27 protein-coding genes are annotated in these 25863 nt (G+C 71.9%); 7 read left to right on the forward strand and 20 right to left on the reverse strand.

What is annotated here, in order from left to right:
* Positions 1-21: 21 nt before the first annotated feature.
* Positions 22-1047 carry a helix-turn-helix transcriptional regulator gene (locus QRY02_RS16735; protein WP_285992450.1) on the reverse strand — a complete coding sequence of 342 codons (1026 nt, stop codon included), beginning with the start codon at positions 1045-1047 and terminating at the stop codon, positions 22-24.
* An 88-nt stretch (positions 1048-1135) separates the two neighbouring features.
* Here QRY02_RS16735 and QRY02_RS16740 point away from each other — a divergent pair, with 88 nt between their 5' ends.
* Together QRY02_RS16740 and QRY02_RS16745 are read left to right on the forward strand one after the other, a co-directional pair.
* Complete coding sequence (locus QRY02_RS16740; RefSeq protein ID WP_285992451.1) at positions 1136-1549, forward strand: cupin domain-containing protein; 414 nt, start codon at positions 1136-1138, stop codon at positions 1547-1549.
* Positions 1546-1947 (forward strand): DUF1304 domain-containing protein, encoded by a 402-nt coding sequence (locus QRY02_RS16745; RefSeq protein ID WP_285992452.1) that lies wholly within the window; start codon positions 1546-1548, stop codon positions 1945-1947. The genes QRY02_RS16740 and QRY02_RS16745 overlap by 4 nt, the downstream gene beginning before the upstream one ends.
* A gap of 82 nt (positions 1948-2029) precedes the next feature.
* On the opposite strand, the gene QRY02_RS16750 is transcribed toward QRY02_RS16745, so the two are convergent.
* Positions 2030-2458 (reverse strand): MarR family winged helix-turn-helix transcriptional regulator, encoded by a 429-nt coding sequence (locus QRY02_RS16750; RefSeq protein ID WP_285992453.1) that lies wholly within the window; start codon positions 2456-2458, stop codon positions 2030-2032.
* 51 nt (positions 2459-2509) lie between these two features.
* Here QRY02_RS16750 and QRY02_RS16755 point away from each other — a divergent pair, with 51 nt between their 5' ends.
* A complete protein-coding gene (locus QRY02_RS16755; protein ID WP_285992454.1) occupies positions 2510-3799 on the forward strand; it encodes an amidohydrolase family protein in 1290 nt (429 codons plus the stop codon).
* On the opposite strand, the gene QRY02_RS16760 is transcribed toward QRY02_RS16755, so the two are convergent.
* The 8 genes from QRY02_RS16760 to ruvC all read right to left on the reverse strand — a co-directional run bounded on the left by QRY02_RS16760 (position 3775) and on the right by ruvC (position 12990).
* Positions 3775-6129, reverse strand: coding sequence for a RelA/SpoT family protein (locus QRY02_RS16760; protein ID WP_285992455.1), 2355 nt, complete (start codon positions 6127-6129; stop codon positions 3775-3777). The two genes, QRY02_RS16755 and QRY02_RS16760, sit on opposite strands and share 25 nt — an antisense overlap.
* Positions 6130-6391: 262 nt before the next feature.
* Positions 6392-6910: an adenine phosphoribosyltransferase gene (locus tag QRY02_RS16765; protein WP_285992456.1), complete on the reverse strand. Its 519-nt coding sequence runs from the start codon at positions 6908-6910 to the stop codon at positions 6392-6394.
* Position 6911: 1 nt separating this feature from the next.
* Positions 6912-8138: a protein translocase subunit SecF gene (secF, locus tag QRY02_RS16770; protein WP_285992457.1), complete on the reverse strand. Its 1227-nt coding sequence runs from the start codon at positions 8136-8138 to the stop codon at positions 6912-6914.
* A gap of 1 nt (position 8139) precedes the next feature.
* Positions 8140-9945, reverse strand: coding sequence for a protein translocase subunit SecD (gene secD / locus QRY02_RS16775; protein ID WP_285992458.1), 1806 nt, complete (start codon positions 9943-9945; stop codon positions 8140-8142).
* A 236-nt stretch (positions 9946-10181) separates the two neighbouring features.
* Positions 10182-10592, reverse strand: a complete 411-nt coding sequence (yajC, locus tag QRY02_RS16780) for a preprotein translocase subunit YajC (protein ID WP_285992459.1) — start codon at positions 10590-10592, stop codon at positions 10182-10184.
* Positions 10593-10727: 135 nt separating this feature from the next.
* Complete coding sequence (gene ruvB, locus QRY02_RS16785; RefSeq protein ID WP_285992460.1) at positions 10728-11795, reverse strand: Holliday junction branch migration DNA helicase RuvB; 1068 nt, start codon at positions 11793-11795, stop codon at positions 10728-10730.
* An 8-nt stretch (positions 11796-11803) separates the two neighbouring features.
* Positions 11804-12400 (reverse strand): Holliday junction branch migration protein RuvA, encoded by a 597-nt coding sequence (gene ruvA, locus QRY02_RS16790; protein ID WP_285992461.1) that lies wholly within the window; start codon positions 12398-12400, stop codon positions 11804-11806.
* On the reverse strand, positions 12397-12990 hold the full coding sequence (gene ruvC / locus QRY02_RS16795; RefSeq protein ID WP_285992462.1) for a crossover junction endodeoxyribonuclease RuvC: 594 nt from the start codon (positions 12988-12990) through the stop codon (positions 12397-12399). The genes ruvA and ruvC overlap by 4 nt, the downstream gene beginning before the upstream one ends.
* Before the next feature lie 74 nt (positions 12991-13064).
* On the opposite strand from ruvC, the gene QRY02_RS16800 reads away from it, so the two are divergent.
* Positions 13065-13505, forward strand: a complete 441-nt coding sequence (locus tag QRY02_RS16800; RefSeq protein ID WP_285992463.1) for a cupin domain-containing protein — start codon at positions 13065-13067, stop codon at positions 13503-13505.
* On the opposite strand, the gene QRY02_RS16805 is transcribed toward QRY02_RS16800, so the two are convergent.
* The 5 genes from QRY02_RS16805 to QRY02_RS16825 form a co-directional block, all read right to left on the reverse strand.
* Positions 13502-14056: a DUF4262 domain-containing protein gene (locus QRY02_RS16805; protein WP_285992464.1), complete on the reverse strand. Its 555-nt coding sequence runs from the start codon at positions 14054-14056 to the stop codon at positions 13502-13504. The two genes, QRY02_RS16800 and QRY02_RS16805, sit on opposite strands and share 4 nt — an antisense overlap.
* 86 nt (positions 14057-14142) lie before the next feature.
* Complete coding sequence (locus QRY02_RS16810) at positions 14143-14898, reverse strand: YebC/PmpR family DNA-binding transcriptional regulator (protein ID WP_086841514.1); 756 nt, start codon at positions 14896-14898, stop codon at positions 14143-14145.
* Between the two features lie 41 nt (positions 14899-14939).
* Positions 14940-15560, reverse strand: a complete 621-nt coding sequence (gene pdxT, locus QRY02_RS16815) for a pyridoxal 5'-phosphate synthase glutaminase subunit PdxT (protein ID WP_285992465.1) — start codon at positions 15558-15560, stop codon at positions 14940-14942.
* A 185-nt stretch (positions 15561-15745) separates the two neighbouring features.
* On the reverse strand, positions 15746-16066 hold the full coding sequence (locus QRY02_RS16820; RefSeq protein WP_285992466.1) for an AzlD domain-containing protein: 321 nt from the start codon (positions 16064-16066) through the stop codon (positions 15746-15748).
* On the reverse strand, positions 16066-16758 hold the full coding sequence (locus QRY02_RS16825; RefSeq protein WP_285992467.1) for an AzlC family ABC transporter permease: 693 nt from the start codon (positions 16756-16758) through the stop codon (positions 16066-16068). Before QRY02_RS16825 ends, QRY02_RS16820 begins: the two co-directional genes overlap by 1 nt.
* 68 nt (positions 16759-16826) lie before the next feature.
* On the opposite strand from QRY02_RS16825, the gene QRY02_RS16830 reads away from it, so the two are divergent.
* The 3 genes from QRY02_RS16830 (at position 16827) to QRY02_RS16840 (ending at position 19943) form a co-directional block, all read left to right on the forward strand.
* On the forward strand, positions 16827-17390 hold the full coding sequence (locus tag QRY02_RS16830) for a helix-turn-helix domain-containing protein (RefSeq protein WP_285992468.1): 564 nt from the start codon (positions 16827-16829) through the stop codon (positions 17388-17390).
* Positions 17391-17572: 182 nt separating this feature from the next.
* Entirely contained in the window at positions 17573-18763 is a 1191-nt protein-coding gene (locus QRY02_RS16835) for an FAD-dependent oxidoreductase (protein ID WP_285992469.1), read from the forward strand.
* Between the two features lie 16 nt (positions 18764-18779).
* Positions 18780-19943 (forward strand): acyl-CoA dehydrogenase family protein, encoded by a 1164-nt coding sequence (locus QRY02_RS16840; RefSeq protein WP_285992470.1) that lies wholly within the window; start codon positions 18780-18782, stop codon positions 19941-19943.
* A 51-nt stretch (positions 19944-19994) separates the two neighbouring features.
* Here QRY02_RS16840 and QRY02_RS16845 read toward each other — a convergent pair whose 3' ends face one another.
* The 5 genes from QRY02_RS16845 to QRY02_RS16865 all read right to left on the reverse strand — a co-directional run bounded on the left by QRY02_RS16845 (position 19995) and on the right by QRY02_RS16865 (position 25859).
* Positions 19995-22271 carry an amino acid adenylation domain-containing protein gene (locus QRY02_RS16845; RefSeq protein WP_285992471.1) on the reverse strand — a complete coding sequence of 759 codons (2277 nt, stop codon included), beginning with the start codon at positions 22269-22271 and terminating at the stop codon, positions 19995-19997.
* The gene (locus QRY02_RS16850) at positions 22258-22566 is read right to left on the reverse strand and encodes an acyl carrier protein (protein ID WP_285992472.1); all 309 of its coding nucleotides are present in this window, start codon (positions 22564-22566) and stop codon (positions 22258-22260) included. The genes QRY02_RS16845 and QRY02_RS16850 overlap by 14 nt, the downstream gene beginning before the upstream one ends.
* Before the next feature lie 44 nt (positions 22567-22610).
* Positions 22611-23375: a thioesterase II family protein gene (locus QRY02_RS16855; RefSeq protein WP_285992473.1), complete on the reverse strand. Its 765-nt coding sequence runs from the start codon at positions 23373-23375 to the stop codon at positions 22611-22613.
* A gap of 488 nt (positions 23376-23863) precedes the next feature.
* The gene (pdxS, locus tag QRY02_RS16860; protein WP_285992474.1) at positions 23864-24787 is read right to left on the reverse strand and encodes a pyridoxal 5'-phosphate synthase lyase subunit PdxS; all 924 of its coding nucleotides are present in this window, start codon (positions 24785-24787) and stop codon (positions 23864-23866) included.
* 88 nt (positions 24788-24875) lie between these two features.
* Positions 24876-25859: an ArsR/SmtB family transcription factor gene (locus QRY02_RS16865; protein WP_285992475.1), complete on the reverse strand. Its 984-nt coding sequence runs from the start codon at positions 25857-25859 to the stop codon at positions 24876-24878.
* Positions 25860-25863 lie beyond the last annotated feature (4 nt).

Here is a 25863-nt window from a genome sequence, read left to right on the forward strand (position 1 = left end):
TCCGCCGCCACGCGGGAATGGTCAGGACATCAGCTTCGCGGTCAGTTCCCCACGGCTGCGGACCCTCACCTTGCCGAACACCGACTTGAGGTGGTCCTGCACCGTGTGGGCCGAGATCGCCAGCCGGGCCGCGATGTCCGCTGTGGACAGTCCGGCCAGCACCTCGCGGCAGACGTCGCGCTCCCGGGCGGTCAGGCCGTAGGCGGCGAGCAGCACACCCAGCAGCTGCGCACCCGAAGCGCGGTCGACGGTCACGACCGTCTCACCGTCGTCCTCCGCCCCGGCCACCAGCCGGCTGGCGTGCAGCACGATCCACCCGCCGTGGGCGTCGCGCACCCGGGCGCGGAACGTCCCCGTCGCCGCCGCGCGGGCCCCCGTCACCACCGCGCGCAGCAGGACGGCGAACCGGCCCGGGGCGATCTCGTCGAGTTCGGCGCGCCACACCGCGGCCGCCGCGGTGGCCGCCCGCTGCCCGCCGTCCGGCCCGACGACCACGATCGCCGGTTCCGCCCGCTCCCCCGTGCCGCGGGCGCGCGCGGCCACCCGCGTCGCCGCCGCCAGAGCCGGGGCGACCGAAGTCAGGAACTCGACCTCGCGGTCGCTGAACTCACCGCGCCGCACCAGGCCCGCCGCGCCCCACGACGTGCCGTCGACCCGGAACACCGCGCGCAGCTCGTGGCCGAGTCCCAGTGGCCGCCAAACCTCGGCGAACCGGCCGCTGCGCTCGGCGGCCCGGCGGGGCAGGTCCGACAGGCGCGCCACCGGCACCGGCCGCCGCGCCAGCTCGGCGAAGGTGTGGGGCTGGGCGCCGTCGTACTCGTAGGTCGCCAGCAGCGGCTCGTACTCACCGGGGATGCGGGCCCGGCCGCTGGTCATCGAGCTGATCACCGCGGTGTCCGGGTCGAGCGACGCCCAGCACGTCAGCTCGGCGGGCACCACGCGGTCGACCAGCTCGATGGCGGCGGCGTGCAGCTCGGCGACGCCGAGGCCCGCCGTGGCGAGCGCGGCGACGTCCCGCCGCACTCCCTGCGCCCGGCCGTCCCACATGGACGCAGTATGCGCCGGCCGCGCCCCCGCCGGGTATCCCACTTTTCCGGGATGGCCCCGGCTCCCGCCGGTTCCTAGCGTCGTCGGCATGACCCACTTCAGCGCCCCGGGCGAAGGCCCGGAACTCGACAGCAAAGACGCGCGGATCACCGTCAAGGTGGGCGCGGAGCACACCGGCGGCGCCTACGAGGTGTTCGAAGTCGACGCGCCGCGCGGGCCGTCGGTCCCGCCGCACACCGAGCCCTGGGCGAAGAGCTTCTACGTCCTGCACGGGCGGATCACGGTGTACGTGGACGGCGAACTCCACGACCTCGGCCCCGGAGCGTCGATCAGCATCCCGGCGGGCGCGGTCAACACCTTCACGGTGCACACGCCCTCGGCCCAGTTCCTCGCGATGTGCCTGACCGACGGGATGGGCCGGTTCTTCCGCGCCGTCGACCAGGCGACGCCGGACCGGATTCCGGAGATCGCCGGGCGCCACGGGATCGAGCTCGTGTCGTGAACGCCGTCGCGCAGGTCTTCACCGGGGTGGCGGTGCTGGTGCACCTGCTGGCGTTCGCCTGGGAGGTGCTGCTGTTCGAACGGCGGGGCGTGCACGAGGGCATCTTCAAGATCCCGCCGGCGAACCTGCCCGCCACCCGGCTGTGGTCGTTCAACGTCGGGTTCTACAACCTGTTCCTCGCCGCCGGCCCGGCGCTCGGGCTGGTCCTGCTGCACACCGGCCACGTCGACGCCGGTCGCTGGCTGGTGCGCTACTGCTGCGGGTTCATGCTGCTGGCGGGGATCGCCCTCGGTGTCTCGGACGTGCGCGCGCTCAGCCGCCCCCGCGGCGCGGGCCGCGGCGGCGCCCTCGCGCAGGCGGTGCCGCCGCTGATCGCCCTGGTCGCGGCGCTGTTCTGAGCGGTCGGTTCAGAATGACTTCGCGCGCGATCGACGTAGAGACGACGTGGCCCCGGAGGCGCCGAACTCGTTCAACCGGCCGCTAAGCGGATTCGATCAGCTGCTCGCTCCAGGCCCGGATGGCGGCGGCCTGGTCGGGCGTGAGCCGGTCGAGGACGAGCCGGCGGATGTTGGCGCCGTGGGCCCGGGTGGCGTTGCCGGCGAGGCGGCGGCCTTCGCCGGTCAGCTCGATCCCGGTGCGCCTGCCGCCGGCGCCGTCCTCGGTGCGCGCGACCAGGCCGCGCTTCTCCATGCGCGTCAGCAGGTGCGCGACCCGGCTCTTCTCCCAGTCGAGCGCGTCGGCGAGCTCGCCGACGCGCATCGGGCGCCGCAACGTCACCAGCACGCTGAACTCGGCCTTCGAGATGCCGCAGTCGCGCTGCAGGCCGCGGTCGAGCTCGCGGACGAGCAGGCGCTGCGCGCGCATCCAGGTGTCCCAGAACGCCCAGTCCGCCGGGCCCATCTCCGCCATGGCTCCAGTCTAGGCTAGAGTTGACGTATCAACTCTTGGGGAAGGACACCCATGGACAAGCTTGTGCGCGGTGGCTTGGTGGTCAGCATGGATCCGGCGGTCGGGACACTCCCCCGCGCGGACGTGCTCATCGAAGACGGCCGGATCGCCGCGATCGGCCCGGACCTGGACGCGGCCGGGGCCGAAGTCGTCGACGCGAGCGGCAAGATCGTCATGCCCGGCTTCGTGGACACCCACCGGCACACCTGGCAGACCGCGTTCCGCGGTCTCGGTGCCGACTGGACGTTCGGCCAGTACCGCGTCGCCGTGCACGGCACGCTCGGGCCGCACTACCGCCCGGAAGACGTGTACCTGGGCAACCTGCTCGGCCGGATCGAAGCGCTGAACTCGGGCGTCACCACCCTGCTCGACTGGTTCCACCGCGCCGACCGCCCCGAGAACGCCGACGCCGCGATCCAGGCGCTGCGTGACGCGCCGGGCCGCTCGATCTTCTGCTACGGCGCCGCGGGTCCGGACATCGCGCCGGAGATCCGGCGGGTGCGGGCCCTGCTCCCGGGCGAAGACATGGCACTCGGCCTGCGCGGCCCGGTGATGTCCACATTGGACGAAACCACCGCGGATGTCGCACTGGCGCGGGAACTGGACCTCCGGATGAGCGTGCACGTCCACGGCACCGGCGGCTGGCCGCGGGGCGACCGGCCGATCGCCTGGATGCACGAGCACGGCCTGCTCGGCGACCGCACGACCGTCGTCCACGGCAACGGGCTCTCCGACGACCAGCTGGCGATGCTGGCCGACGTGGGCGGCTCGGTGTCGGTCAGCCCGGACGTCGAGCTGAAGATGGGCTTCGAACCGCTCATCACCGGCCGCGCGCTGGCGGCCGGGATCCGCCCGTCGCTGTCGGTCGACGACTGCCCGTCCGCCGGCGGCGACATGTTCTCCGCCATGCGCACCGCGCTGGCGGCCGAGCGCGGCGCCGTCACGACCCGGGACGTCCTCTCGTTCGCCACTGTGGACGGTGCCCGGACCTGCGGGCTCGGTGCCCGGACCGGCAGCATCACCGTCGGCAAGGACGCCGACCTGGTCCTGCTCGACGCCGAGGACCCGGCGGTCTTCCCGGTGGGCGACGCCATCGGCACGATCGTCAGCGCCGGTCACCCCGGCCTGGTCGACAGCGTCTTCGTCGCCGGAGAGGCGGTCAAGCGCGACGGCAGGCTGCTCGGCCTTGACCTCCCCGCCCTGCGCGCGCGGCTGCTCGAGTCCCGCGACCGGATCGCCGCGGCCGCGGGCATCCCGGTCGACGGGTCGTGGCAGCCTCAGGAAGCCGACGTCACGCGGTAGACGTCGTAGACGCCTTCCACGCCGCGCACCACCTTGAGGACGTGGCCGAGGTGCTTGGGGTCGCCCATCTCGAACGAGAAGCGGCTGACCGCGACCCGGTCGCGGGACGTGGTGACCGACGCCGACAGGATGTTGACCTTCTCGTCGGCCAGCACCTTGGTCACGTCCGAGAGCAGGCGGTGCCGGTCGAGCGCCTCGACCTGGATGGCCACCAGGAACACCGAAGACGCCGAGGGCGCCCACTCGACCTCGACCAGCCGCTCGGGCTGGGACTGCAGGTCACCGGCGTTCGTGCAGTCGGTGCGGTGCACCGAAACGCCGCCGCCGCGGGTCACGAACCCGAGGATCTCGTCGCCCGGCACCGGGGTGCAGCAGCGGGCGAGCTTCGCCCAGACGTCGCTGGCGCCCTTGACCACCACGCCGACGTCGTTGGAGCCGCGGCGGCGGGTCACCGTGGACGGCGTCGCGCGCTCGGCGAGCTCCTCCTCCGCGGCGTCGACGCCACCGATCAGCGCGACCAGGCGCTGCACGACGTGCTTCGCGCTCGTGTGACCCTCGCCGACCGCCGCGTACAGCGACGAGATGTCGGCGTGGCGCAGCTCGGTGGCCACCGCGCCCATCGACTCCGCGGAGACCAGCCGCTGGATCGGCAGGCCGACCTTGCGGATCTCCTTGGTGATGGCTTCCTTGCCGCCTTCGATCGCCTCGTCGCGGCGTTCCTTGGCGAACCACTGCCGGATCTTGGCGCGCGCCTTCGGCGAGCCGGCGAACTGCAGCCAGTCCCGCGACGGCCCGGCGTTCTCGGCCTTCGACGTGAAGATCTCGACGACTTCGCCGTTTTCCAGCTTGCGTTCGAGCGCGACCAGGCGGCCGTTGACGCGGGCACCGATGCACCGGTGGCCGACCTCGGTGTGCACGGCGTAGGCGAAGTCGACCGGCGTGGACTCGACCGGGAGCGTGATCACGTCGCCCTTCGGCGTGAACACGAAGATCTCACGGGAGGCCAGTTCGTAGCGCAGCGACTCGAGGAAGTCGCCCGGGTCCGCCGCCTCCCGCTGCCAGTCGAGGAGCTGGCGCATCCACGCCATCTCGTCGACGTCCACGCCGTTGCCGGAGTGGGTGCCCTTGGTTTCCTTGTAGCGCCAGTGCGCGGCGATGCCGTACTCGGCGGTGCGGTGCATCTCGTAGGTGCGGATCTGCACCTCGAGGGGCTTGCCGTCCGGGCCGATCACCGTCGTGTGCAGCGACTGGTAGACGCCGAAGCGCGGCTGCGCGATGTAGTCCTTGAACCGGCCGGGCACCGGCTGCCACAGCGCGTGCACGACACCCATCGCCGCGTAGCAGTCTCGGACGTCCTCGACCAGGATCCGCACGCCGACCAGGTCGTGGATGTCGTCCAGGTCGCGGCCGCGGACGATCATCTTCTGGTGGATCGAGTAGTAGTGCTTCGGCCGGCCTTCGACCTTCGCGGTGATCCGCGACGAGACGAGGTTGCTGGTCAGGTCCGTGATGACCGAGCGCAGGTAGATGTCGCGCGAGGGCGCGCGGTCGGCGACCAGGCGCACTATTTCGTCGTACTTCTTGGGCTGCAGGATGGCGAACGCGAGGTCCTCCAGCTCCCACTTGACCGTGGCCATGCCGAGGCGGTGGGCCAGCGGCGCGAGCACCTCGAGGGTCTCGCGGGCCTTGCGGGCCTGCTTCTCCGGCGGCAGGAAGCGCATGGTGCGCATGTTGTGCAGCCGGTCGGCGAGCTTGATGACCAGCACCCGGGGGTCCTTGGCCATCGCGATGACCATCTTGCGGATGGTCTCGGCTTCGGCGGACGAGCCGAGCTGCACCTTGTCCAGCTTCGTGACGCCGTCGACCAGCTCGGCGACCTTCTCGCCGAAGTCGGCCTTCAGGCTCTCGACGGCGTAACCGGTGTCCTCGACCGTGTCGTGCAGCAGGGCCGCGACGAGCGTGGTCGTGTCCATGCCCAGCTCGGCGAGGATGGTGGCGACGGCCAGGGGGTGGGTGATGTACGGGTCGCCGGACTTGCGCCGCTGGTTGCGGTGCAGCTCCTCGGCGACGTCGTAGGCGCGCTGGAGCAGCCCGAGGTCGGCGTTGGGGTGGAGCTCGCGGTGGATGACGGCCAGGGGTTCGAGGACCTGCTTGACCGGGGCGGCGCGCTGCGCGGTGATCCGCCGGGCGAGCCGCGCCCGGACCCGCCGGGTGGCGGACGGGTTCGGCGCCGCGCCGTTCGGCTTCGGCGGCGCGGGCGTTGCCGCCGCCTGCCCGTTCTGCTGGGCGCCCTGCTTCGCGGGCACCGCGGCGTCGAGCTCCTGGCTCACCCGCACCTCCTGCTGCTCGTGCGGCCTTCGGACCACCAGGGTAGCCGTTGCGCCCAGCGGCCCCGCCGGGTGCGCCCGTTCAGGGTGACGCAGGCGCCGGGACCAGCCGGTTCACCGGTGTCCGGCCCGGCGGAACCCGTCACTCGCGTGATCCGGGCCGTCACCGGCGTGATTGAAGCCGGAACTCGTGAGTTCCGGCATCAATCACGTGAGATCCGGCTTCAATCACGTGAGTTCCGGGCTGGATCACGCGGGTGACGGGTCAGCAGACCTGCAGGGCGTGGACCTTCCGGTCGCCGAGGACCTGTCGGCCGCCCAGGGCGGCCAGTTCCAGGACGACCGACACGCTGTCGACCACCGCGCCCGCGTCCTCCAGGAGCTTGCCCGTGGCCGCGACCGTGCCGCCCGTGGCCAGGACGTCGTCGAGGACCGCGATCCGCTGGCCCGGCTTGACCACGCCGGCCGGGAGCTCCACCGTCGCCGTGCCGTACTCCAGGGCGTAGTCGACGCGGCCCGCCACCAGGGGCAGCTTGCCGGGCTTGCGGATCAGCACCACGCCGAGGCCGCGGGCGTACCCGACGGCCGCGGCGAGGAGGAAGCCGCGGGCTTCCACGCCGGCGAGCGCCTCGACTCCGTCGTCGAGGGTGCCCGCCAGCGCGTCGGTCACCGCTTTGAACGCACCCGCGTCCGCGAACAGCGGGCTCAGGTCGCGGAACAGGACGCCGGGCTCGGGGAAGTCCGGCACCTCGGCGATCAGGCCGAGAGCGTCGTCGAGCTGCACGTCAGCGCTTCCGCTTGCCCGCGGGCTTGCCGGCCGGGCGCTGCTTCTGGATCCGGGCGGGGACGCCGGCCGCGGCCGCGTACGCCTTCTCCTTGCGCAGTTCCTTCGCCAACGCGTCGTCGTCCGAGGCGTCGAAGTCCTCGCCCGCGGCCTTGCGCTCCTGGCTGACCCGGCGCTGCCGGACCCGCTCGGCCTGCTGCGCGTACTTCGGGTCGCGCATCTTCAGGTCGACCAGCAGCGGCGTGGCCAGCGCGACCGACGACAGGACGCCGACGAGGGTACCGGTGAGCTGCACCAGCGCCAGGTCCTGCAGCGTGCCCGAGCCGAGCAGCACGTACCCGACGATCAGCAGGCCGAGGATCGGCAGCAGCGCGATGAACGCCGTGTTGAACGACCGCATCAGGGTCTGGTTCAGCGCGAGGTTCGCGGCCTCGGCGTACGTGCGGCGGGTCAGCCCGAGCAGGCCGCGGGTGTTCTCGCGGACCTTGTCGAACACCACCACCGTGTCGTAGAGCGAGAACCCGAGGATGGTCAGCAGGCCGATCACGGTCGCCGGGGTGACCTCGAAGCCGACCAGCGAGTACACACCGGCCGTCACCAGGATGTCGTGCAGCAGCGAGACCAGCGCCGCCACGGCCATCCGCGCGTCGAAGTAGATCGCCAGGAAGATGACCACCGCGACGAGGAACACCGCGAGCGCGATCAGCGCCTTCTGCGAGATCTCCCCGCCCCACGACGCGCTCACCGCGCTGTCGCTGATCGCCTGGACGCTGGGCTGGCCGTTGGTGCCCTTGGGGCCCAGGTCCTGGAACAGCCCCTGCTTGAGCTTGGCGACGTCGGCCGCGTTCAGCGTGTCGGTGCGGATCTGGATGGTCGACGCGGCACCCGTGCCGACCTTCTGCGTCTCCGCGGCCGGGTGGCCGAGGGCCTTCTGGAACGACTGCTTGGCCTGGTCCTCGGTGATCACGCCGTGGATGCCGTTGGCCGGCATCTGGATCTGCGTGCCGCCCTCGAACTCGATGCCGATGTTGAAGCCGCGGAAGATCATCGACGCGAGGCACACCAGCACCAGGGCCGCGAAGAAGATGTACCAGCGCTTGCGCTTGCCGACGACGTCGAACGCGCCGGTGCCCACGTACAGCCGGTGGAAGACGCTTTCCCTCTTGCCGGGCTTCGCCGCCACCTTGGCGTTGCCTTCGGCGTCCGTACCCAGTTCTTCGACCCCCACGTCAGGCCTCCTTCACGTTCGCGCGGCCGACCGAAGCCGACTTCTTCCGCTGCGAACCCAGTTGCTGCACGGCGCCGAGGCCCAGATTCCTCGGATTGGACAGGAACGCGTTCTTGGACGTCGACACCATGGCCACCAGCGGGTGCGTCACCAGGTACACGACGACCAGGTCGAGCACCGTGGACATGCCGAGGGTGAACGCGAAGCCCTGGACGTCGCCGACCGCGATGACGTACAGGATGGCCGCGGCCAGGAAGCTCACGCCGTCCGAAGCCAGGATGGTGCGCCGGGCGCGGACCCAGCCGCGCGGCACCGCGGACCGGAACGTCCGGCCCTCCCGGATTTCGTCTTTGAGCCGTTCGAAGTAGATGACGAACGAGTCCGCCGTGATCCCGATGGCGATGATCAGGCCGGCGATGCCCGCGAGGTCCAGCGTGTAGCCGATCCAGCGGCCGAGCAGCACCAGCACCGCGAACACCAGCGCGCCGGACAGCGCCAGCGACAGGATGGTGAGCACGCCGAGCAGGCGGTAGTAGAACAAGCAGTAGATGAAGACCACCAGCAGGCCGATGCCGCCGGCGATCAGGCCGGCCTGCAGCGAAGCAAGGCCGAGGGTGGCCGACACCGTGGTCGCGTCCGAGGACGCGAACGACAGCGGCAGCGAGCCGTACTTGAGGATGTCCGAGAGGTCCTTCGCCTCGGACTGGGTGAACTTGCCGGTGATCTGGGTGTTGCCGTCGACGATCGCGACCTGGATGTTCGGCGCGGACACGACCTGCGTGTCGAGCACGAACGCGGCCTGCTGGTTGACGTTCTTCGTCGTGAAGTCCGCCCAGATCTTGGTGCCCTCGCTCTTGAAGCTGAGGTTCACCACCCACTGGCCGTTCTGCGAGTTGTAGCTGGAGTTCGCGTCCGCGATCTCGGTGCCCGGCAGGAACTCCGGCTCCATCAGGTACTTGTACGTGTCGTGGTCACCGCAGGCGACCAGCGGCAGCTTCGGGTCGTCGTTGCCCTCGAGCGGGTCCTTGGCGTTCGGCGCGCAGGTGAGCGCCGCCATCGCCTTCGAGACGAGCTCCTGGTTCGGCTGGCCGTCGGCGCCGATCAGCTGCGGGTTCTGCCGGAGGGCCTTGGCCGCCTGGATCTCCTTCGCGGTCTCGGCGTCGACCGAGCCGTCCGACGGGGCTGGAGTCGCCGGTGCCTGGCTCGACGCGGGCGGCGGCGGGGTGCTGCCGCTCGGCGCGGCCCGCGTGGTGCTCTGCTGCTGCGCGAGCGCCGCGCCCGGGGTGCCACCGCCACCGGGTTTGCTGGTCGGGGCACCGGAGGTCGCTGCCGGCGCGCCCGAAGACGACGGCGGCGTCGAACTGCTCGGGGCGCCCGACGTGGGCGGGGTCGTGGCGGGCGGCGCGGTCTGTGGCGGCACCACCGGCTGGGTGGCGGCCGAGACGACCTTCCGGAAGCCCAGCTTCGCGGTCTTGCCCAGGCTCTTCGCCTGGTCGCCCTGCTCGCCCGGAACCGTGATGACGACGTTGTTGCCGTCGAGGAGGACCTCGGTGCCGCCGACGCCGATCCCGTTGACGCGCCGTTCGATGATCTGGCGCGCCTGGTTCAGGGATTCGCGGGTCGGCTGGCCCCCGTCGGGAGTGCGGGCGGTCAGCGTGACCCGGGTGCCGCCCTGCAGGTCGATGCCCAGCTTCGGGGTCGGCTTGTGGTTGCCGGTGAGGAACACCAGCGCGTACAAGACGATCACGATCAGGGCGAACAGGGCGAGATAGCGTCCCGGGCGGAGATGCCCGGCTGAAGCTGCCACGGTGCTTCGGTCTCCTCGGACGGGGTGGACCCCCACGTTGCGGTGCCCGCCCGGAGGGTTACCGGGAGGGACTGTGTGCATTCACCGACCGTGTGCGATTCACTCCCGGGCACGGGTATGACGGCGGACACGCACGCAGCACCGAGACACTACTCGGTGCTGCGTGAGCCCGGCGTGCGAGGCCGTACCGACTTTCGTCGGGATTCCCCGCTCCCGCCCAGGAGTGCCGCGGAAGGCTACTTCTTGCCGTGCTCCAGCGGCGGGGCCACCTGCGCGGTGGTCTGCGGCTCGTCGGCCTTGATGCCGGAGGACGACTCGATGATCGACGGCTCCTCGGCGGGGGCCTCCGCCACCTCGTCGACGGAGTCCTCTTCGGTCTCGACGACCGGCTCGACCTTCTCGCGGACGGCCAGCCGCAGCCAGGTGGTGACGACACCCGGGGCGATCTCGATGTCGATCGTGTTGTCGCCCGAAGCGTCGGCGACGGTGCCGTACAGACCGGACGTGGTCATCACGCGGTCACCGGGCGCCAGGCTGCTCTGCAGGTCCTGCTGCGCGGCCTGCTGCTTCTTCTGCTTTCGCGTGCTCATCACCAGCGGCACGGCGAGGACGAGCACGAGCAGCAGGGGCAGCAATAGCTGTTGCATGATTCTCCGTTCGACGGACACCCGGGCCCAGCCGAAATGTCCGGTTTTTGGGTATGTGCTCCTGTCGAGTGTGCCAGGTACCAGCGCGGACGCCAGCACCCACCCGCCGGTACGGGCCGCTTGGCCTGTTCGAACTCAGTCCTGCTCGAACAGCGACGGCCCGCCCTGGTCCGGGCGCCCCGGGAGGTCCGCGGGCGGCACCATGCCGAGGTGTTCCCACGCGGTCGCGGTCGCGACGCGGCCGCGCGGGGTGCGGGCGAGCATACCGGCGCGCACGAGGTAGGGCTCGCAGACCTCTTCCACGGTGGTCGCCTCCTCCCCCACGGCGACCGCCAGCGTCGAAATACCCACCGGCCCGCCGCCGAACGACCTGGTCAGCGCGGTGAGCACGGCCCGGTCGAGCCGGTCGAGACCCAGCTCGTCGACGTCGTAGACGGCCAGCGCGGCGCGGGCGACTTCGAGGGTCACCTTGCCGTCGGCGCGGACCTCGGCGTAGTCGCGGACGCGCCGCAGCAGCCGGTTCGCGATCCGGGGCGTGCCCCGCGAGCGGCCGGCGATCTCGGCGCAGCCGTCGCGGTCGATCGGGATGTCGAGGATCGTCGCGGCCCGGCGGACGACCAGCTCCAGCTCGGCGTCGGTGTAGAACTCCATCTGGCCGGTGAAGCCGAAGCGGTCCCGCAGCGGGCCGGTCAGCGAGCCGGACCGGGTGGTCGCGCCGACCAGCGTGAACGGGGCGATTTCCAGCGGGATGCTGGTGGCGCCCGGGCCCTTGCCGACGACGACGTCGACCCGGAAGTCCTCCATCGCGAGGTAGAGCATCTCCTCGGCGGGACGGGCGATCCGGTGGATCTCGTCGATGAACAGGACGTCGCCGGGCGCGAGGTTGGACAGCATCGCGGCGAGGTCGCCGGCCCGCTCGAGGGCCGGGCCGGAGGTGATCCGGATGGCCGCGCCCAGCTCGGCCGCGACGATCATCGCCATCGACGTCTTGCCCAGGCCGGGCGGCCCGGACAGCAGGACGTGATCGGGCGGCACGCCGCGGCGGCGCGCGCTCTCCAGCACCAGCTCCAGCTGCTCGCGCACGCGCGGCTGGCCGACGAACTCGTCGAGCTTGCGCGGCCGCAGCGTGCCTTCGACGTTCTCTTCGCCGGTCTGGGCCCACGCCGAGAGGGCTTCTTCTTCCTCCACGGCTTCATACTCCATGCCCGCGCCTACCGCTTCCGGCCGAGGGTGGCCAGGGCGGCGCGCAGCACGCTGGCCGTGGTGTGGCCGTCGCCGTCGGCGAGGACCTTGTCCACGGCCTGCTCGGCCTGCTTGGCCGGGAACCCGAGCCCGGCCAGCGCCTCGACGACCTCGGCACGCAGGGCGCCGGGGGCGGTGACGGCGGGCGCGTCGCCGGTGCCGCCGAGTGCGGTGACCTTGTCGCGCAGTTCGAGGGTGAGCCGTTCGGCGCCCTTGCGGCCGATGCCGGGCACCGAGGTGAGCACGGTGATGTTGCCTTCGACCAGCGCGGCCCGCAGCTTGCCGGGGTCGAGCACGGCGAGGGTGGCCAGTGCGAGCCGCGGCCCGATCCCGGACACCGTCTGCAGCAGCCCGAACAGCTCCCGGGCGTCGGCGTCGGCGAAGCCGAACAACGTCAGCGAGTCCTCGCGGACGACCAGCGCGGTGTGCAACCGGGCCTCTTCGCCGCGGCGCAGGGTCGCCAGCGTCGCCGGGGTGGCCTGCACGGCGAAGCCGACCCCGCCGACCTCGACCACGACGTGGTCGAGGCCGACCGACAGGACTTCTCCGCGTACCGACGAGATCATCGTGCTGCTCCTGGGTTCTTCGCTTGTTTCGCCTGTTTCGCCGCCGCGGCGAGGCGGGCTTTGTGCGTGCGGGCCATCTCGGCCGCGCGGGCTTCGGCCTCGGCGAGCCGGGCCCGCATCGGCTCCCGCCAGAGGTGGCAGATGGCCAGGGCGAGGGCGTCCGCGGCGTCGGCCGGGTGCGGGGCGACCTCGAGGTTGAGCAGGCGCATCACCATGGCCGTGACCTGCGCCTTGTCGGCCCGGCCGGACCCGCTGACGGCGGCCTTGACCTCGCTCGGGGTGTGGAACACGACCGGCAGGCCCCGGCGGGCGGCGGCGAGCGCGACCACGCCACCGGCCTGCGCGGTGCCCATCGCGGTGCGGACGTTGTGCTGGGCGAAGACGCGTTCGACGGCGACCGCGGCCGGCCTGTACTTGTCCATCCACCGCTCGACCTCGTCGGAGATGCCGAGCAGGCGGTGCGCCAGGTCGGCGTCCGCCGGCGTCCGCACGACGTCGACGGCGACGCAGCGGACGGCCCGGCCCTTGCCGCCGTCGACCACCCCCAGGCCGCACCTGGTCAGACCGGGGTCGACCCCGAGCACGCGCACCCGCATTCCTTCCCGCCGCGAACACCAGTTCGAGCTTGCAGGCTACTGGGCGCGTCTGCGGCAGGATGGGTGACATGCCGGAGCCATCGGATTTCGTCACCCACCTGGGCCTCCAGCCGTTGCCCGTCGAAGGCGGGCGGTGGGCGCAGAGCTGGCGGTCGGAGACCGGCTCGGCGATCTACTACCTGCTCGTCGCGCCGGAGTCCTCCGCCCCGCACCGCCTGGACCGGGTCGAGGTCTACGCCCACCACGCCGGCGCGCCCGCGGCGATGCTGCTGCTGCACCCCGACGGCTCGGTCGAGCGGCCGGTGCTGGGGACCGACGTCGCCGCCGGGGAACGCCCGCAGGTCGTGGTGCCGGCCGGGACGTGGCAGGCCACCGTCACGTGCGGCGCGTGGAGCCTGCTGGGCACGGTCGTGGTGCCGCCCTACGCCGACGACTGCGTGGAGTTCGCGGCCGCGGCCGACCTGGCGCTGGAGTACCCGGAAGCGGCCGCCGACCTGCGGAAGTTCTAGGGGCCGTCGACGCCGGGGGTCCAGCTCTCCGGGACGCCGCTCTCGGTCAGCACCAGCTGCCACCGCGCGAACCCCTCGGGCGCGTCCGGGTGCCAGGGGAACTTGCCCTCCGGGGTCGCGACGATCAGCTGCAGCGCCGGGAAGTCGCCGTCCGGGTAGATGAGGAACGCCGTGCCGAAGTACTCGGGGTAATGCCCCTTGTTGACGCGCTCGAGGACCACCGGGACGCCTTCGAAGAAGTCGTCGTAGCGCCTGCCGACCTCGAAGATCTCGCCGTTGGCGGCGCGGTCGACGTAGGCGTCGAGCAGCACCTGCCCCATCTGGCCGGGCAGCCCGACCACGACGGCCTCCGGCACGTTGTGCAGCGCCCACGCGCAGGCGGTGAAGCTGTACCCGGCCCCCTCGTCGTCGGCGGCGACGTTGATGACGGCGTTGCCGCGCTCCTTCGCCTGCCCCTCGATCCATTCGATGAGGCGCAGTTCTTCCGCGGACAGTTCGGCGGTGATGTCGGCGGCAGCGGCGGCGGGGGTCGTCGAGGTCACGGCGCACATTCTGCCTGACCGCCCGCCTCCAGCCCAGTGCCCGGGCCGGAAAGTTTCCGGCCCGGGCACGAAAGCGTTGCGGTGCAGGGGAAAACTCAGCCGACTTCGGCGAGCACCTCGTCGGAAACGTCGAAGTTCGCGTAGACGTTCTGGACGTCGTCGCAGTCTTCGAGGGCGTCGATCAGCTTGAAGACCTTCTTCGCGCCGTCCGCGTCGAGGGGGACGTTGACCGTCGGGAGGAAGGTGAGCTCCGCCGACTCGTACTCGAACCCGGCCTCCTGGAGCGCCTTGCGCACCGGCACCAGGTCGCCGCCCTCGCAGACGATTTCGAAGCTCTCGTCGAGGTCGTTGACCTCTTCGGCGCCGGCGTCGAGCACCGCCATGAGGACGTCGTCCTCGGTGGCGTCGCCCTTCGGCATGATCACCACGCCCTTGCGGTTGAACATGTAGGCGACCGACCCCGGGTCGGCGAGGGAGCCGTTGTTGCGCGTGAGCGCGGTGCGGACCTCCATCGCGGCGCGGTTCTTGTTGTCGGTGAGGCACTCGATCAGCACCGCCACGCCGTTGGGGCCGTAGCCCTCGTACGTGATGTCCTGCCAGTCGGCGCCGCCGGCCTCTTCACCGGCGCCGCGCTTGCGGGCGCGCTCGATGTTGTCCTGCGGGACCGAGTTCTTCTTCGCCTTCTGGATGGCGTCGTAGAGCGTCGGGTTGCCATCCGGGTCGCCACCACCGGTGCCCGTGCGGGCGGCCACCTCGATGTTCTTGATCAACCGCGCGAAGAGCTTGCCGCGCTTCGCGTCGAGGTTGGCCTTCTTGTGTTTCGTGGTGGCCCACTTGGAGTGGCCGCTCATCTCTCCTCCATCTGTTCCGTACCCCGGCCGGGCACCGCGTCTCAGCCGGCCTTTCGCACGAGGTCGACGAACAGCCGGTGCACCCGCACGTCGGGCGTGAGTTCCGGGTGGAACGCGGTCGCCAGCACCGCCCCTTGCCGGACCGCGACGATCCTAGCGGTCTCCTCGTCCACGCCGGGCACGCCGCCGACCGTGGCCAGCACCTCGACGCCGTCCCCGGCCTTCTCGACCCAGGGAGCGCGGATGAACACGGCGTGCACCGGCCCGCCGCCGACCTGGGCGAAGTCGAGGTCCGCCTCGAACGAGTCGACCTGCCTGCCGAAGGCGTTGCGCCGGACGACGACGTCCAGGCCGCCGAGCTGCTGCTGGTCGGGCCGCCCGTCGAGGGTCTGCCGCGCCAGCAGGATCATCCCGGCGCACGAGCCGAAGGCCGGCAGCCCCTCGGCGATCCGCGCTCGGAGGGGTTCCAGCAGCTCGAAGCTCTCCAGCAGCCGCGACATGGTGGTGGACTCGCCACCGGGCAGCACCAAACCGTCCACTTCGGACAGCTCACCGGCCCGCCGGACCGGCACCGCCCGCGCGCCCGCTTCGGCCAGCATCGCGACGTGCTCGCGCACGGCACCCTGCATGGCGAGCACACCGATGACCGGTTCCGACGACACCCGACCTCCCGAAAGACCTTCCCACCAGCCTAGACGTACGAGCCGGGCGGCGTACCGGCAGGTCAGGCGCGCTCCGCCGAGCGCGCCTCGGGCGCCTCGAGGTGGCCTTGGGTGCGCTCAACGCACCGAAGGTCGCCTTCGTGCGCCGGCCACCGGACAACAAGCGCCTGGCGCCCCCACCCCGGTCAGGGCACTCCGGCCAGCCTCAGCAACGCCGCCGTCGCCGCGGCGGCCACCACCACCAGCGCGAACGGGGCCTTCCGCCACGCCAGCACCCCCGCCACCAGGACCCCCGCCGGCCGGGCGATGCCCGCGAACCCGTGTCCCTCGGTCAGTGCGCTGACCGCGACCAGCGCCGCCAGCAGCACCACCGCCGCCAGGGCCATCAGCCGCTCGGCCTTCGGCGTGAGCTTCACGCGGCTGCGCAGTGCCGGCCCCGCGAACCGGAACGCGAACGTCCCGAGCGCCAGCACCCCCGTGGCGATCAGCAGTTCCGTCCCGTCCATCAGCGTGCCTCCTCCAGCTCGGGCTCCTTGGCCGCGATCCCCGCGACCACCCCCGCCAGCGCGAGCAGCACCGGCAGGCCCGCCGGCAGGAACGGCGTCGCGGCCAGGGCGACCAGCACCCCGATCAGCACCGGCAGCCGGGCCGCCTTGTCGCGCAGCGAGGGCAGGACCAGGGCCAGAAGCACCGCCGGGAACGCCGCGTCCAGGCCGAACGCGTCGGTGTCGCTGATCGCCGTCCCGGCGTACGCGCCGACCAGGACACCGGTGTTCCAGAAGACGAAGATCCCCAGCCCGCACGCCCAGTAGGCCGCGCGGCGGCGCGGGGCTTCGTCCTGGGCCATCGCGAACGCCACCGTCTCGTCGCTCATCAGGTGGCTGCCGAACGCGCGGGTGACCCGGCGCCGTCCCACCGCGTCGCCGATCGCGAAGCCGAACGGCAGGTGCCGCGCGTTGGCCAGCAGGCCGGCCAGCACCGCCGCGAACGGGTTGCCGCCCGCGGCGACGATGCCGATGAACATGAACTGCGACGCGCCGGCGAAGACCACCACCGACATCAGCATCGGCAGCCACAGCGGGAAGCCGGAGCTCACCGCGATGGCGCCGTAGGAAACCCCCACGAGACAATCGGCGAGACAGACCAGGCCGATGTCACGGGCGAGGCCCCGATCGAGTGTTCGCCATATCGAACGCATGTGTTCTATGGTGAACACAGGCCCGCGTGTTCGTCAAGACGAACAAACAGACCGATGGAGCGAACAGCATGTCTCAGGAAGCCACCGGGGCGCCGCTGGAGATCATCGCGGCGTCGCTGCGCCGCGAACGGACCCGCGCAGGGCTTTCCCTGACCGAGGTCGCACGCCGCGCCGGCCTGGCCAAGTCGACGCTCTCGCAGCTCGAGTCGGGCACCGGCAACCCGAGCGTCGAGACGCTCTGGGCCCTCGGCGTCGCTCTCGACGTACCCTTTTCCCGGCTCGTCGAACCGGAACGGCCCAAAGTCAGGGTGGTCCGCGCGGGCAAGGGACCGACGGTCTTCGCCGAGCACGCCGACTACGCGTGCACGCTCCTGTCGGCCTGCCCCACCGGCGCCCGCCGCGACATCTACGTCGTCCGCGGCGAGCCGGGCACGCCCCGGCGCTCCGATCCGCACATGACCGGGGTGGTCGAGCACATCGTGCTCTGTGCCGGCCGGGCCCGCATCGGCGTCATGGACGCCCCGGAGGAGCTCCTGCCCGGCGACTACATCTGCTACCCCGGCGACGTCCCGCACATCTTCGAAGCCCTCGAACCGGGCACGTACGGCGTCGAGATCTCCGAATACATCTGAACCGGCACCGGTTTCGGGACGGCGGCCGAAGAGCACGGTCGAAGTGGGTCCGCCGACGCTTTCCCCCATAAGTTGGCACCGGTCGCGACGCCGATGCGGACCAGCCATCCGCCCTCGCCGCGCCCGCCGTTCCCGTCCCTCGCGAGCCAGGGGCTCGCCGACGTTCGTTGTGAGGCAGCCGCATGTACGACGTCATCGTGGTCGGGGCGCGCTGCGCCGGTGCGCCCACCGCCCTGTTGCTGGCCCGCGCGGGCCACCGGGTGCTCCTGCTCGACAAGTCGGCGTACGGCTCCGACACCCTCTCCACACATCTCGTCCACCAGCCCGGGATCGCGGCCCTCGCCCGCTGGGGAGTGCTGGACCACGTCCGCGCGTCGGGCTGCCCGCCGCTGGAGCGAACCGTCTACGAGATCGCCGACGTCCACATCGACGGGCGCGCCGGCGGCGTGGCGGGACAGCGGGCGAAGTTCGCCCCGCGGCGCCGTGTTCTGGACGCGTTGCTGGTGGACGCGGCCGTCGAGGCCGGGGCCGAGTTCCGCGACCGCTGCCGGGTGACCGGGCTGCGGTGGGACGGGACGGGCCGGGTCGTCGGGGTCGAAGGCCGGCACGGGGGCCGGACCTTCACCGAAGACGCGCGTCTGGTGGTGGGCGCGGACGGCATGCGCTCCACCGTCGCCCGGCTGGTGGGGGCGCCGTACCGCGTGCAGGACCCGCTCATGACCTGCGCCTACCACACCTACTGGCCCGAGGTGCCCGCCGACGGCGTGGAGCTGTACGAGCGGCCCGGCGGCTGGGTGGCCGCCGTGCGCACCAACGACGACGCGACCATCGTGCAGGCGTACTTCCCTCAGTCCCGGTTCGCGGAGGTCCGCACCAACGCGCGCCGGGCCTACGAGGAGCAGATCCGCGCCACCGCGCCCGCGCTGTACGAGCGGCTGCGGGGCCGGGAGCCCGCGGAGCGCCTGCACGGCAGCGGCGACCAGCAGAACTTCTTCCGGCAGGCGACGGGGCCCGGCTGGGTACTCGCCGGCGACGCCGGGCACCACAAGGACTCCATCACCGCGCGCGGCATCAGCGACGCGTTCCGGCAGGCGGAAATCCTGGTGACCGAGGTGGGATGCGCGCTCGGCGGCGATCCCGCGCAGCTCGACGCCGCCCTCGCCCGGTTCGCCGAAGAGCGGGACGCGACCCTCACCCCCGGCTACCAGGCCACGCTCGGCGTCGCCCGGCTGGCTCCGGCCCACCAGCAGCGGCTCGCCCTCCTGCGGGCCGTGCAGTCCGATCCGGAACTCGTCGCGACCTACCTCGACACGGTGGCCGGGATAGTGCCCCCGGACGCCCTCTACACGCCGAAGCTGCTCGCCCTCCTCTGAAGCCACCGGAGCGAAAATGGTCACCTTCACCGCCGAGCACGTCGCGCTCCGCAAGCTGGTCCGCGAGTTCTCCGAAAAGGAAATCGGGCCGTACGCCGACGAATGGGAAGCGAACGGGAGCTTCCCCGCGCACGAGCTGTTCCCGAAACTGGCCGAGCTCGGCCTGCTCGGCCTCGAGTACGACCCGGCGTACGGCGGCCAGGGCGCGGACCACCTCTGCACGGTGATCCTGCACGAGGAACTCGGCCGCGTCGGACCCGCCGGCGTGGCCCTGGGTATCGGCATCCAGACGGATATGGCGACCCCGTCGCTGCACCGGTACGGCAGCGAGGAACTCAAGCAGCGGTACCTGGTCCCCGCGCTCAACGGCGAGGCGGTCTGCGCGGTCGCGGTGACCGAGCCCGATACCGGCTCCGACGTGACCGCCTTGACGACCCGTGCGGTGCGCGACGGTGACGACTGGGTGATCAACGGCTCGAAGGCCTACGTCACCAACGGCACCCAGGCGGACTGGATCTGCCTGCTGGCCCGCACATCCGACAAGCCCACCGGCGGCGCCGGCGGCGGCGTCGGTCTCTCGCAGATCATCGTCCCGGCGGACACCCCGGGCTTCCGGGTCTCCCGCAAGCTCGACAAGCTCGGCATGCGCTCCTCCGACACCGCCGAGCTGACGTTCACCGACGCGCGGGTCCCGGTCGCCAACACGATCGGCGAGATCGATCTCGGTTTCTACCAGCAGATGAGCCAGTTCCAGAACGAGCGCCTCGCCCTGAGCTACGCGGCGGTCGGCGGCATGGAGACAGCCCTCACCCGGACCGCGGACTACCTGAAGACCCGCAAGGTCTTCGGCAAACCACTGATCGGCAACCAGCACCTCGCCTTCACGCTGGCCGAGCTGAGTGCGCGGCTGGACGTCCTGCGGCACTACAACTACGCGGCCGCGGAGGCCTACATCCGCGGCGAGGACGTAAACCGGTTCGCGACCGTCGGGAAGCTGGAGGCGGGCCGCCTGGCCCGCGAGATCTCCGCGACGTGCCTGCAGTTCCACGGGGCCATCGGGTACATGGAGGAGATGTGGACCGCCCGGTACTTCCGGGACAGTCCCGTGTGGTCGATCGGCGGCGGCGCCGACGAGGTCATGCTGTACGTCTTGTCCCGGCTGGACGGCTACCACGCTTGAGAAGCACGGCTGCCGGCCTGCGCCGCCGAGGCGGCGCGGGCCGGCAGCCGGTCAAGCGGCCCGCCGGCCCTGCTTGGCGAACCAGCCGACGGGCCGGGCGGCGGCCACCAGCCGGCGTCGATCGATCTTCCCGGTCGTCGTGATGGGCAACTGATCCACGACCGCCCAGAGGGCGGGGACCATGTACGACGGCAGTTCGTCCCGCAGGCGGTCGCGCAGGCCCACCGGCGTGACCGCCGCTCCCGGCGTGAGCCGGACGGCGGCGACGAGCCTCTTGTCGGTGCTGTCGCCTTCCGTGACCGTCACGAACGACTCCTCGACTCCGTCCTGGGCGCGCAGCACCTCAGCGATCGCGGACAGCTCGATGCGGAAGCCGCGGACCTTGACCTGGTCGTCCGCCCGTCCCAGGAAGTGGAGCCGGCCGGCCCCGTCGAGACGAACCAGGTCACCGGTGCGGTACAGCCGGGCCGGAACGTCCGGGGAGAAGAACCCGAACGCCCGATCCGTCTCCGCCCGGTCGTTCAGGTAGCCCGAGGCGAGACCCGCTCCGGCCGTGTACAGCTCTCCGACGGCACCGGGCATCAGCAGTCTCCCGCGGTGGTCCAGGACGTGCACCTGCGTTCCCCGGATCGGCGAACCGATGGGCAGCGGCCCGTCGACGTCCGCGGATTCGCGCACCGAACAGGACGTCGTGACGACCGTGTTCTCGGTGGGACCGTAGCAGTTCGTGATGACGAGACCCGGGTTTTCCGCCAGCGCCTGCTTGACGTGCTCGTGCGGCACCACGTCACCACCGGTCATGAGGTGGCGCAAGCCGGCGAACGACCGGCTCGCGAATTCGTGCACCAGCCCGAAGAGGCCCGCCGTGAGAAACGCCACGGTGACCCGGCGCTCCTCGAGGAAAGCGCCGATCTCGTTCGGCAGCAGCACGTCCGGTGGGCAGATCTCCAGCGTCGCCCCCGTCAGCAGGGTGCCCCAGATCTCCAGTGTGGACGCGTCGAAAGCCAGGGGCGCCAGGCGAAGGGAGCGCTCGCCCGGGCCCAGCGCCAGGTGCTTGCCGTCGTGGACCAGCCGGAGCACGCCGCGGTGGGGTATCGCCACTCCCTTCGGCGCACCGGTCGAGCCCGACGTGAAGGCGACATACGCCAGCCGGTCGGGATCGGGCTGGACGGGCGCCGCCGCCTCGCCACCGACCTCCCATCCCCGGTGCCAGGAACCGATCAGCGGCACGCCGAGCCGGCCGGCCGCGTCGCCGGCCGCGATCGCGGCGGCCGGGCGGGCCTTGGCCAAGATCCTCGCGGTGTGCGATGCGGGCTGAGCCAGGTCGGCCCCGAAATAGGCGGCGCCCACCCAGAGCGTGCCCAGCACGGCCACCACCTCCGCGACCGACCGCGGAACCGCGATCAGCACGGTGTCGCCTTCTCCGACGCCGGCCGCGCGCAGCAGCCGGGCCTGCTCCGCCACGGCGACGGCCAGCTCGGCATAGGTCAGCACCGAATCCGCGTCGCGCACGGCCACCGCGGACGGCCACCGGTCCGCCGCGTCGCGGAAGAGCTGGTCCACCGACGAGCCGGGGAGGACGACACCGGTGTCGTTGATGGTGTCAAGGATCGCCCGTGACCGGGCGGAGAGGCACCGGATGTCCGCCAGCGTCACCCGCGGCCCGGCCGCCACCAGTGCCTCGGCGAGTTGTTCCGCGGCGGCCGAACAATCCTGGAAGAACCGCTGTGCCTCGTCTTCCTCCCACAGGTCCGCCGCGCAGTCGGCGAACGACCCGCCGGTGTCCTCCAACCGCACGGCGATGTCGAACCGGGGTCCGGCGGCCGGCGCCTGCGCGCCGGGCCGGCCAGGCAGTGCCACGAAGACCTGGACCAGGGGGTGACTGCGCCCGGACCGCTCGACGCCCAGCCGCGTGACGACGTCGTCGAGGGGAAAGCCGTCCCGGTCCAGGCTCCACGCCAGCGATTCGCGTACCCGGCGGGTGAACGCTTCCGGCGTCAGATCGTCGTCGATGTCGAGGCGCACCGGGATCGGGTCGGCGGGATCGCCGACACCGACCAGCAAGGTGCGCACCCCGGTCAGCCTGGCCAGCGTGAGACCGAACGCGGCGAAGAGAACGGAGGACGGCGGTACGTTCGCCGTGCGCGATAGCTCGCGGAGCAACGCCTCGGTTCGCGCGGACAGCTCGATGGGCTGCCGGCGACCGGATGCGGGCGCGGGCGGTGGCCGGCGTTTGCCCGACGGCACCTCCAGGACCGTCGGCACCTTCGCCAGTCTTTGCGCCCACAGTTCGACCGTGTGCTCGTCCGGGCCCTCAAGGGTTTCCATCAGCCCGCCCCGCCTCGGCTTCGCCACGGCCGTCGGCTCTCATCCGGTCGAGCAAGGCCGCCTGTGCCCGGATCGTGGGGGCCCGGAGGACGTCGACGGGCGTGATCGTGATTCCCGAGCTCTTCGCCATCTTCGCGATGAGGGAGATGAGGACGAACGAGTCGCCGCCCGCGTCGAAGAAACTCGTGTCGTCGTCGGGGGTGTCGTAGCCGAGGGTGTCCCGCCAAGCCGAACGGACGAGACCGAGGAGACGAGGTTGCTCGTCCACCTGCTGAACACTTGCCGCGTCTGCCATGAAGTGCACCTCTCCGGTTGGTTTCGTGCGGTTCTCCGGCCGGCTCAGGCGGTCGTCGTACCGGACCGCACGGTCTCCAGTACGCCGGTGAGGTCCGCGAGCAGCGCGGCCTCCTGGGGTTTGAGGTAGAAGTGCCCGCCGGGCAGCACCCGGAGCCGGAAGGCGCCGTTCGTCAGGTCCGCCCAGCGCGCTATCTCCGCAGGGGTCACCTCGGAGTCGTCCTCGCCGGCGTACGCGTAGACGGGGCAGGCCAGCGGCGGCCGCGAGCCACCGGAATAGCCCGCCACCAAGCGGTAATCGCCGCGGACCGCCGGGAGCACGGCTTCTCTCATGCCCGGGTTCTCGAAGGCTTCGGCGCGGCTCGCATCCAGGCCCACGACGTGCGCGATGATGTCCTCGTCCGCGCTGGGCACCGTGCCGCCGGGCAGGGCGTGCGGCGGCTGCGTCCCGGACACGCACAGGGCGGCCGGCGAACTACCCCGGTCCTGCAGGCGCAACGCCACCTCGTGCGCCACCGTGGCCCCGAAACAGTGGCCGAACAGCACGATCCGGTGCCGTGCCAGCTCGCCGAGCGCGTCGGCGATGTCCTCCGCGAGGGCTTCCAGCCCGGGCGGGAACGGGTCGTCGAACCGATCCTCCCGGCCGGGGTACCGGACAGCCAGGACGCCGATATCCGACGGCAGTCCCGCCGGCCAGGTGCGATACGCACCCGCCACTGCACCGGCGTGGGGGAAGCAGACCAGTTTCGTCTCGCACCCGTCGTCGTCGCGGAAGCGACGAACCCACTTCTCCTCCACCGCGTTCTTCATCGGCTGAGCCCCTTTCCACGGCCGGCTGCCGCAGCCAGGAGTCTCGCGCTGGACGGTGCCGGTCGCGACTCTGAGCGTGCGAAGTCCTCGAACGGCATCCCCTGCCACGCCAGGCCGGGTCGCCCAGGGGCCGTTGCCGGTGCTGGTGCCGAACCCGGTAAACCGCTCCGTGCTGGCGGACCGGACTCGTCGGGCGCTTGAGGTCGGCGAGCACCACCAGGCCGTCGCTGCGGCCGCGACGTTGCCGGTGCCACCGCTTGCGCCGAACCACCAGGCCAGGAACCCGCCGCCGGGCAGCCGGGCAGGACGGCCGGAAGGATCTCGGCCGGCCACCGTGCCCGGTCCGCCGCCGGCTGCTGGCGCAGCATCACGATCCGGAACCGAGAGTGGCCGTTCGACTCGCCGGCCGCTGATCGGCGAGATTCCCGTCCGAGCAGGAAAAGGCCCCGTGGCGAACCGCCACGGGGCCTACGCCGACCGGTGTGGCTTTACCAGCCGCGCTCGGCGAGGCGGTGCGGCTCCGGCAGCTCTTCGACGTTGATGCCGACCATCGCTTCGCCCAGGCCGCGCGAGACCTTCGCGAGGACGTCCGGGTCGTCGTAGAACGTCGTCGCCTTGACGATCGCCGCGGCGCGCTGGGCCGGGTTGCCGGACTTGAAGATGCCCGAGCCGACGAACACACCCTCGGCGCCGAGCTGCATCATCATCGCCGCGTCGGCCGGGGTGGCGATCCCGCCCGCGGTGAACAGCACCACCGGCAGCTTCCCGGCCTGCGCCACCTCGCGCACCAGCTCGTACGGCGCCTGCAGCTCCTTGGCCGCGACGAACAGCTCGTCCTCGGGCAGCGAGGTCAGCTTGCGGATCTCGCCGCGGATCTGCCGCATGTGCGTGGTGGCGTTGGAGACGTCGCCGGTGCCGGCCTCGCCCTTGGAGCGGATCATCGCCGCGCCCTCGGTGATCCGCCGCAGCGCCTCGCCGAGGTTGGTCGCGCCGCAGACGAAGGGGACGGTGAAGGCCCACTTGTCGATGTGGTTGGCGTAGTCGGCCGGGGTGAGGACCTCGGACTCGTCGACGTAGTCCACGCCGAGGGACTGCAGGACCTGCGCCTCGACGAAGTGGCCGATGCGGGCCTTGGCCATCACCGGGATCGAGACGGCCTCGATGATGCCGTCGATCAGGTCGGGGTCGCTCATCCGGGCGACGCCGCCCTGGGCGCGGATGTCGGCGGGCACGCGCTCGAGGGCCATCACCGCGACCGCGCCGGCGTCTTCGGCGATCTTCGCCTGCTCGGCGGTGACCACGTCCATGATCACGCCGCCCTTGAGCATCTCGGCCATGCCGCGCTTCACCTTGGCGGTGCCGGTGACGGACTGGACGGTGCCGCTGGAGGGGGCGGGCTGCTGCTCGGACACGACGAGACCTTTCGACACGGTTCAGGGGTGGACGAGTCCGAGCGTAGGTCGGCGGTGGACCCTTGAAGCAGGCCAGTACGCGGGTATCTCAGCAGTCCACTTCACCGGCGCCCGCGACCAGGGACTCCGCGAGCGAAGTGCGCACGTAGAGCACGTGACGTCCGGCACGATGCCGGTTGACCAGGGCCGCGGCCTTGAGCACGCCGAGGTGCTGCGACACCGCCCCGGCGCTCAGCCCGGTCCGGCGGGCCAGTTCCGCGGTGGACGCCGGCGCGGCCAGTTCGGCCAGCAGCATCGCGCGGCCGCGGCCCACCACGGCGGCCAGCGCGCCGGGCGCGGTGGCCGTCCCGGTCTCCCACAGCGTGGCGATCCCGCGCGGCGGGTAGCGCAGCACCGGCTGCCAGCGCGGGTCGGTCTTGGAGAACACCCGCGGCCAGACGAACGCCGAGGGCACCAGCACGAGGCCGCGCCCGTCGAGCGGGACGGCGGCGTGCAGGTGCCGGTGCGCGACCGTGAGCGTGCCACCCTGCCAGCGGACCAGCGGGGTGAGGTCGTTGAACAGCTCGGCGGCTCCGCCCTGGGCCAGCAGCCGGGACCGGTACAGCACGTCGGCTTCGAGCAGCGCGCGGATCCGCGGCCAGTCGGGAGCCAGCACGAGGTGCCAGTAGCGCTCCATCAGCGTCGCGAGCCGCTCCAGGCCCGCCTCCGGCTCGCGGTGCAGACGGGTCAATGCGGGCGAGCGCGGCCCGGCCATCGCGTCGAGCTCCCGCCGGACCAGGCGGGCGGGCACGTCCCGCAGGTCGGCGAGCTCGTCGGCCAGTTCGGGCAGCGGCGTCGACGGCGTCCCGGCCAGGAACCCGGGCAGGTGCCGCAGCGGGACGAGGTCGCGCAGGAACCCGATGTCGAGGCCGTCGCCGGCCAGCGCCGCGGTGGCGCGCTTGATCCACGGCAGGTGCAGGGCGTGCTGCCCCGGCTGGTTCAGGACGCGGACGCTCGCCACGATCTCCCAGGCCGGGGAGAACGCGAACCGGGTGTGCGCCAGGTCCTCCGTGGAGAATGCCAGGTCGAGCACTGCT

Origin of the sequence: Amycolatopsis sp. DG1A-15b (assembly GCF_030285645.1) — a bacterium.
Classification (GTDB): Bacteria; Actinomycetota; Actinomycetes; order Mycobacteriales; family Pseudonocardiaceae; genus Amycolatopsis.

Excerpts from the sequence above, each read along its gene's own strand:
- QRY02_RS16735 (WP_285992450.1), bottom strand. The coding sequence starts at position 1,047 with ATGTGGGACGGCCGGGCGCAGGGAGTGCGGCGGGACGTCGCCGCGCTC.
- QRY02_RS16740 (WP_285992451.1), top strand. The coding sequence starts at position 1,136 with ATGACCCACTTCAGCGCCCCGGGCGAAGGCCCGGAACTCGACAGCAAA.
- QRY02_RS16750 (WP_285992453.1), bottom strand. The coding sequence starts at position 2,458 with ATGGCGGAGATGGGCCCGGCGGACTGGGCGTTCTGGGACACCTGGATG.
- QRY02_RS16755 (WP_285992454.1), top strand. The coding sequence starts at position 2,510 with ATGGACAAGCTTGTGCGCGGTGGCTTGGTGGTCAGCATGGATCCGGCG.
- yajC (WP_285992459.1), bottom strand. The coding sequence starts at position 10,592 with ATGCAACAGCTATTGCTGCCCCTGCTGCTCGTGCTCGTCCTCGCCGTG.
- ruvB (WP_285992460.1), bottom strand. The coding sequence starts at position 11,795 with ATGGAGTATGAAGCCGTGGAGGAAGAAGAAGCCCTCTCGGCGTGGGCC.
- ruvA (WP_285992461.1), bottom strand. The coding sequence starts at position 12,400 with ATGATCTCGTCGGTACGCGGAGAAGTCCTGTCGGTCGGCCTCGACCAC.
- QRY02_RS16800 (WP_285992463.1), top strand. The coding sequence starts at position 13,065 with ATGCCGGAGCCATCGGATTTCGTCACCCACCTGGGCCTCCAGCCGTTG.
- QRY02_RS16805 (WP_285992464.1), bottom strand. The coding sequence starts at position 14,056 with ATGTGCGCCGTGACCTCGACGACCCCCGCCGCCGCTGCCGCCGACATC.
- QRY02_RS16810 (WP_086841514.1), bottom strand. The coding sequence starts at position 14,898 with ATGAGCGGCCACTCCAAGTGGGCCACCACGAAACACAAGAAGGCCAAC.
- QRY02_RS16820 (WP_285992466.1), bottom strand. The coding sequence starts at position 16,066 with ATGGACGGGACGGAACTGCTGATCGCCACGGGGGTGCTGGCGCTCGGG.
- QRY02_RS16825 (WP_285992467.1), bottom strand. The coding sequence starts at position 16,758 with ATGCGTTCGATATGGCGAACACTCGATCGGGGCCTCGCCCGTGACATC.
- QRY02_RS16830 (WP_285992468.1), top strand. The coding sequence starts at position 16,827 with ATGTCTCAGGAAGCCACCGGGGCGCCGCTGGAGATCATCGCGGCGTCG.
- QRY02_RS16835 (WP_285992469.1), top strand. The coding sequence starts at position 17,573 with ATGTACGACGTCATCGTGGTCGGGGCGCGCTGCGCCGGTGCGCCCACC.
- QRY02_RS16840 (WP_285992470.1), top strand. The coding sequence starts at position 18,780 with ATGGTCACCTTCACCGCCGAGCACGTCGCGCTCCGCAAGCTGGTCCGC.
- QRY02_RS16845 (WP_285992471.1), bottom strand. The coding sequence starts at position 22,271 with ATGGAAACCCTTGAGGGCCCGGACGAGCACACGGTCGAACTGTGGGCG.
- QRY02_RS16850 (WP_285992472.1), bottom strand. The coding sequence starts at position 22,566 with ATGGCAGACGCGGCAAGTGTTCAGCAGGTGGACGAGCAACCTCGTCTC.
- QRY02_RS16855 (WP_285992473.1), bottom strand. The coding sequence starts at position 23,375 with ATGAAGAACGCGGTGGAGGAGAAGTGGGTTCGTCGCTTCCGCGACGAC.